8 protein-coding genes are annotated in these 5773 nt (G+C 70.1%); 4 read left to right on the top strand and 4 right to left on the bottom strand.

Annotated features, from left to right (window positions below):
• Window positions 1-1118: exodeoxyribonuclease VII large subunit (gene xseA, locus AB4Z01_RS35735; RefSeq protein WP_441701550.1), on the bottom strand; the 1118-nt coding region annotated here is incomplete at its 3' end.
• Window positions 1119-1352: 234 nt separating this feature from the next.
• On the opposite strand from xseA, the gene purD reads away from it, so the two are divergent.
• The 3 genes from purD to greB are packed head-to-tail and all read left to right on the top strand — an operon-like array spanning window position 1353 to window position 3469.
• On the top strand, window positions 1353-2612 hold the full coding sequence (purD, locus tag AB4Z01_RS35730; RefSeq protein WP_441701548.1) for a phosphoribosylamine--glycine ligase: 1260 nt from the start codon (window positions 1353-1355) through the stop codon (window positions 2610-2612).
• A gap of 1 nt (window position 2613) precedes the next feature.
• Window positions 2614-2856, top strand: coding sequence for a hypothetical protein (locus AB4Z01_RS35725; protein ID WP_441701546.1), 243 nt, complete (start codon window positions 2614-2616; stop codon window positions 2854-2856).
• A gap of 58 nt (window positions 2857-2914) precedes the next feature.
• Window positions 2915-3469: a transcription elongation factor GreB gene (gene greB / locus AB4Z01_RS35720; RefSeq protein ID WP_441701544.1), complete on the top strand. Its 555-nt coding sequence runs from the start codon at window positions 2915-2917 to the stop codon at window positions 3467-3469.
• A 7-nt stretch (window positions 3470-3476) separates the two neighbouring features.
• Here greB and AB4Z01_RS35715 read toward each other — a convergent pair whose 3' ends face one another.
• Window positions 3477-3971 (bottom strand): GAF domain-containing protein, encoded by a 495-nt coding sequence (locus AB4Z01_RS35715; protein WP_441701542.1) that lies wholly within the window; start codon window positions 3969-3971, stop codon window positions 3477-3479.
• A gap of 56 nt (window positions 3972-4027) precedes the next feature.
• Window positions 4028-4327, bottom strand: coding sequence for an ArsR/SmtB family transcription factor (locus tag AB4Z01_RS35710; RefSeq protein ID WP_441701540.1), 300 nt, complete (start codon window positions 4325-4327; stop codon window positions 4028-4030).
• A gap of 69 nt (window positions 4328-4396) precedes the next feature.
• Between AB4Z01_RS35710 and AB4Z01_RS35705 the strand changes: the two genes are divergently transcribed.
• A complete protein-coding gene (locus tag AB4Z01_RS35705) occupies window positions 4397-5314 on the top strand; it encodes a PhzF family phenazine biosynthesis protein (protein ID WP_441701538.1) in 918 nt (305 codons plus the stop codon).
• A gap of 7 nt (window positions 5315-5321) precedes the next feature.
• On the opposite strand, the gene AB4Z01_RS35700 is transcribed toward AB4Z01_RS35705, so the two are convergent.
• Window positions 5322-5627, bottom strand: a complete 306-nt coding sequence (locus tag AB4Z01_RS35700; protein ID WP_441701536.1) for a DUF5076 domain-containing protein — start codon at window positions 5625-5627, stop codon at window positions 5322-5324.
• Window positions 5628-5773: the final 146 nt, after the last annotated feature.

Genomic DNA, 5773 nt, shown 5'->3' with positions numbered 1-5773 from the left:
GTCTCCGCCACCTGGCGGCGGGGATGCGGCAGCCGGGCGCCGAGCTCGGCCAGCCAGCCGCGGCAGCGTTCGACCCGGCCAAGGGCGGCGCGGTCCAGCCGCTCGCCGCGGTCGTCCAGCCGCTGCATCGCGGTCTCGATCAGCCGGGCCGGGTCGCCCAGGCCGCGGCGCAGGGCGTCGAGCCGGGTGCGGTGCTCGCCGAACAGCCGGGCGGTGCCGGCCTCGAGGCGGCGGGAGCAGTCCAGCACCCGGCCCAGCAGCTCGGTCCGGACCGGCACCGCCATCTCCGCCGCCGCGGTCGGGGTCGGGGCGCGGCGGTCCGAGGCGAAGTCGATCAGCGTGGTGTCGGTCTCGTGCCCGACGGCGGAGATCAGCGGGATCGCGCTGGCCGCGGCCGCGCGCACCACGATCTCCTCGTTGAACGGCATCAAATCTTCCAGGCTGCCGCCGCCGCGGGCGACGATCAGCAGGTCCGGCCGCGGCACCCGGCCCCCGGGCGGCAGGGCGTTGAAGCCTTCGATCGCCGCCGCCACCTGACCTGCCGCGCTGTCGCCCTGCACCGCCACCGGCCAGACCAGGACATGGCGCGGGAAGCGGTCGGACAGCCGGTGCAGGATGTCGCGGATCACCGCGCCGGTCGGCGAGGTGACGACGCCGATCACCCGCGGCAGGAACGGCAGCGCCCGCTTCCGCGCGGCCTCGAACAGCCCTTCGGCGGCGAGGCGGCGGCGGCGCTCCTCCAGCATCTTGAGGATGGCGCCCTCGCCCGCCAGCTCCATCTGCTCGATCACCATCTGGTACTGCGAGCGCGAGCCGTAGATGGTGAGCCGGCCGGTGCAGATCACCTCCATGCCCTGCTCCGGCCGCACCATCAGCCGCGCCAGCTGGCCCTTCCAGATCACCGATTCGAGGGTGCAGCTGTCGTCCTTGAGCGTCAGGTAGACATGGCCGGAGCGCGGCACCATGACCTTGCCGATCTCGGCGCGCACGCGGACCATGCCGAATTCGCCCTCGACGGTGCGCTTCAGCGCGCCGGTCAGCTCGGCGATGGTGAATTCCGGCAGGTTGGAGCCGGGGCGGCCCGCGGGGGCCGGGGGGGTGTCGTTTTGCTCGGTCATGCTGCGGCCACCATGCTAAACCGCTCCGCACGACACAAGAGGCCCGCTCGGTTGGGCAATCGGTCGAACGGAAATGAGCTTTTCTTTTCCTGTCATTGCCGGGCTTGACCCGGCAATCCAGAGGGTGTCGACGCTCTCTGGATGCCCGGGTCAAGCCCGGGCATGACAGATTGGGGATTGTTCTCGTTCTCGCCGATCGCTTCCCGGCCGGGCAATGGAGAAGAGACGAGTTCGATGCGCATCCTTCTGGTCGGCGGCGGCGGCCGCGAACATGCCCTGGCCTGGGCGATCGCCGCCTCACCCCTGTGCACCACGCTGTTCTGCGCGCCCGGCAATGCCGGCATCGCCAAGGAGGCGACCTGCGTGCCGGTCGCGGCCGAGGATGTCGACGGGCTGGTGAGATTCGCGCAGGAGAACGCGATCGACTTCGTCGTGGTCGGGCCCGAGGCGCCGCTGGTGGCGGGGCTGGTGGACCGGCTGACCGCGGCCGGGATCAAGGCCTTCGGGCCGACCGCCGCAGCCGCGGCGCTGGAGGGGTCGAAGGGCTTCACCAAGGACCTCTGCGCCAAATACGACATCCCGACCGCGCGCTACCGCCGTTTCACCGATGCGGCCGAGGCGAAGGCCTATATCGCCGCCGAGGGCGCGCCGATCGTGGTCAAGGCCGACGGGCTGGCCGCCGGCAAGGGCGTGGTGGTGGCCGCGACGGTCGAGGAGGCCCAGGCCGCCGTCGACACCATGCTGACCGAGGGCGGCTTCGGTGCCGCTGGCGCCTCGATCGTGGTCGAGGACTGCCTGGTCGGGCCGGAGCTGAGCTTCTTCGCTCTGTGCGACGGCGAGACCGCGCTGCCGCTGGCCACCGCCCGCGACCACAAGCGCGCCTATGACAACGACGAGGGCCCGAACACCGGCGGCATGGGCGCGGTGTCCCCGCACCCGCTGGCGACGCCGGAGCTCGAGGCCCGGATCATGGCCGAGATCGTGCAGCCGACGTTGCGCGCCATGGAGGCCGAGGGCACGCCGTTCCGCGGCATCCTGTTCGCCGGACTGATGCTGACCGAGCACGGGCCGCAGCTGATCGAGCACAATGTCCGCTTCGGCGACCCGGAATGCGAGACGCTGCTGCCGCGGCTAAGCTCCGACCTCCTCACCGCCCTGATCGCGGCGGCCGATGGGAGCTTGCGCCACCTGACCCTGCGCTGGCGGCCGGAGGCGGCGGTGACGGTGGTGATGGCGGCGAACGGCTATCCGGGCAGCTACAGGAAGGGCAGCCCGATCCGGGCGCTCGAAGCGGCCGGGCAGGTGCCGGGCACCATCGTGTTCCACGCCGGCACGAAGGCCGAGGCGGACGGCACGGTCACCGCCCAGGGCGGCCGGGTGCTGGCAGTGACCGCGCTCGGCGCCGACATCGCCGAGGCCCGGTCCCGCGCCTACCAGGCGGTCGACCGCATCGACTGGCCCGAGGGGTTCTGCCGCAGGGATATCGCGGTGTGAAATGATGACAAGCGATCTCGAAGCAGAAGCTAAGCGTGCGACGGAGCTTCTTATCGACAAGACGGTAAAGGTCGTCCGCCGCGCCAATGAGCGCGTTGTTCTCATCGAGTTCTCGGATGGCGCCCGCCTGTTCGTTGATAGCAAGACGCCGTCGAGCTTTCGATCACCGGGACAGACGAACCCGAGTGAGGGAGACATCGCGGGCGTAGGTTGGGTTCGCGGCAAGCGAACCCAACATCTATGACCTCAGAAAATGTTGGGTTCGCTGAGGCGGACCCAACCTACGGTGCTATGGTATTCCCATGAGCAAGGCCTTCACCAAAGAGACCGACACCGAGGAGGAGCTGGACGATGCGCCGGCGCCCTTGCCCGCGGGGTCGAAGAACTACATCACGCCCGAGGGTTTCCAGCGGCTGCAGGACGAGCTGAAGCAGTTGTGGCGGGTCGAGCGGCCGAAGGTGGTCGAGGTGGTGTCCTGGGCCGCCGGCAATGGCGACCGGTCGGAGAACGGCGACTACATCTACGGCAAGAAGCGGCTGCGCGAGATCGACCGCCGGGTGCGGTTCCTGACCAAGCGGCTGGAGATCGCCGAGGTGGTCGACCCGGCGCGCCAGACCAACCGCGACCGGGTCTATTTCGGCGCCACCGTGACCTATGTGGACGGCCAGGACCGCGAACGCACCGTGCGCATCGTCGGCATCGACGAGACCGATGCGGATGCCGGCGACATCAGCTGGATCTCACCTCTCGCCCGCGCCTTGATGCGGACGCAGGAGGGCGATGTGGTCGAGGTCCGCACCCCCGGCGGGATCGAGACCGCCGAGGTGGTCGAGATCCGCTACGACAACAAGGGCTGAGAGACCGTCAGACGGCGCTGGCGGCGACCCACAGCGCGGCCAGGGCCTCGATTCCGGCCTGGTCCTCGGCGTCGAAGCGGTTGGGCAGCGGGCTGTCGAGGTCGAGCACGCCCAGCACCTTCCCGTCCCGCAGCAGCGGCACCACCAGCTCGGACCGCGAGGCCGCATCGCAGGCGATGTGGCCGGGGAAGGCGTGCACATCCGCCACCAGCACCGTCTCGCGGCGCTCCGCCGCCGTGCCGCAGACGCCGCGGCCGAGCGGGATGCGGATGCAGGCCGGCTTGCCCTGGAACGGGCCGAGCACCAGTTCGCCCTCACCCTTCAGCAGGTAGAACCCGGTCCAGTTCAGCTCCGGCAGGCCGTGGTAGATCAGGGCCGAGAGGTTGGCGGCGTTGGCGATGGCGTCGGTCTCGCCCTGGAACAGCCCCTCCGCCTGGGAGAGCAGGTCGCGATAGGCCTCGGCCTTCGGCAAAGCGGGATCGGGGCGTGCGGTCTGGAACATCGGATCTTCCTGTCGGTCGGCTGGAAGATAGGCACGGGAACGCCCGACGAAAAGCCTCAGAGGGTGTCGACCATCGTGCGCGCCGCGCGGATCCGCTCCTCGTCGCGCTTGTAGAAGGTCCATTGCCTGATCCGCTTCGGCACCACCAGGCCGGACTGGACCAGCACGCGCATATGCTCGCTCAGCGTCGGCTGGCTGATGCCGAGCTTGTCGGCGATGAACAGGCCGCAGACCCCGTCCTCGACCAGGTCGCCATCGGCTTGCGGCGGGAAATGCGCGCGCGGGTCCTTCAGCCAGTCCAGGATCTGCAGGCGGCGCTCATTGGCCAAGGCGCGGAAGAGATTGGCTGGGTACATTTCGGCACTTTGCCAAAGGGCAAAGTCCTGTCAAGACTCGAGCCCCTTTCAGCCCATCGGGAAGCCATGATGCGCCGCTTCGCCTTCGAGACCGTGGACGTGTTTACCGACCGCCGCTTCGGCGGCAACCAGCTGGCGGTGTTCCCGGATGCGCGCGGCCTGTCGGACGGCGAGATGCAGTCGCTGGCGGCCGAGTTCAACCTGAGCGAGACGACCTTCGTGCTGCCGCCCGAGGACCCGGCGCATTCGGCGCGGGTGCGGATCTTCAACCGGACCTACGAGATGCCCTTCGCCGGCCATCCCAATGTCGGCACCGGCTGCGTCCTGGCCCGGCACGGGCTGGACCGCGACGGCGTGCTGCTGTTCGAGGAGCTGTCCGGCCTGGTCGAGGTGCGGGTCGAGCGCGACGCGGCCGGGGCCGTGACCGGCGCGGTGATCGCAGCGCCGCAGCCGCTGTCGACCCTGATGGAGCTGCCGGCCGAGGCGATCGCCGCCTGCGCCGGCCTGGCCCCGGCCGACATCATCACCAAGGCGCACCAGCCGGTGCTGGCCTCGGTCGGCATCCCCTTCGTGCTGGTGGAGGTGACAGGCGAGGCGCTGACCCGCGCCACCCCGGACATCGCCGCCTTCCGCCGCACCCAGGAGCAGTTCCCGAAGGTGGAGCGACGGCTGTCGCTGCATCTCTACGCCCGCGACCCGTCGGCACCGGACATCGCGGCGCCGGGCGGGGCCCGGATCCGCGCCCGGATGTTCGCACCCTTGTCCGGCACCTATGAGGACCCGGCGACCGGCAGCGCCAACGCCACCCTGGGCGCACTGCTGCTGTCGCTGTCCGGCGCCGAGGCCGGGCAGGCCGAGATCGTCCAGGGCGTCGAGATGGGCCGCCCGAGCCTGCTGCGCGTCGCCGCCCGCCGCGCCGCCGACGGCATCCGCGCCACCGTCGGCGGCGGCTGCATCCCGGTGCTGAAGGGCGAGGCGGAGGTTTAGGCGCCAGTCAGCGGACGAAGTCGCCGCGGACCGGCGAGCTCGGATCGTCGAGCTCTTCGAGGAACTTCGCCCGGATCTTTGCCAGGGCATCCGGATGCCGTCCCGGCGCGTGTAGATCGAGTGCGCGAACCACATGCCGCGCGGTGTCGGCGAGGATGGTGCCCCAGGCTTCCTCCTCCTCCCAAGGGGTGTCCTCGTAGATTCCGAATTTCAAGGCGCAATGCAGCCCCTGTTCGGCAATCCAGACACGCAGCATCTCGGTCGATTTGCGATCCCGCCGGGCCGCATCCGGAATTCTCAGCTCTTTCACCATCCCCTCCCCTTTGTAACGATCCCTAATCTCCGCGCCCGGAAGAACGCCCGCAGCAGCTCGCCCGCCTCCTCCGCGCCCGGCGCCTGCGCCACCYGGGGGCGATGGTGGCAGGTCTTCTGCTCGAAGAAGCGCGGGCCGTGCAGGAC

This window comes from Inquilinus sp. YAF38 (assembly GCF_052113205.1).
Classification (GTDB): domain Bacteria; phylum Pseudomonadota; class Alphaproteobacteria; order DSM-16000; family Inquilinaceae; genus Inquilinus.
The sequence above is the reverse complement of the archived record's forward strand: the minus strand, read 5'-3'. Positions and strand labels throughout refer to the sequence as shown.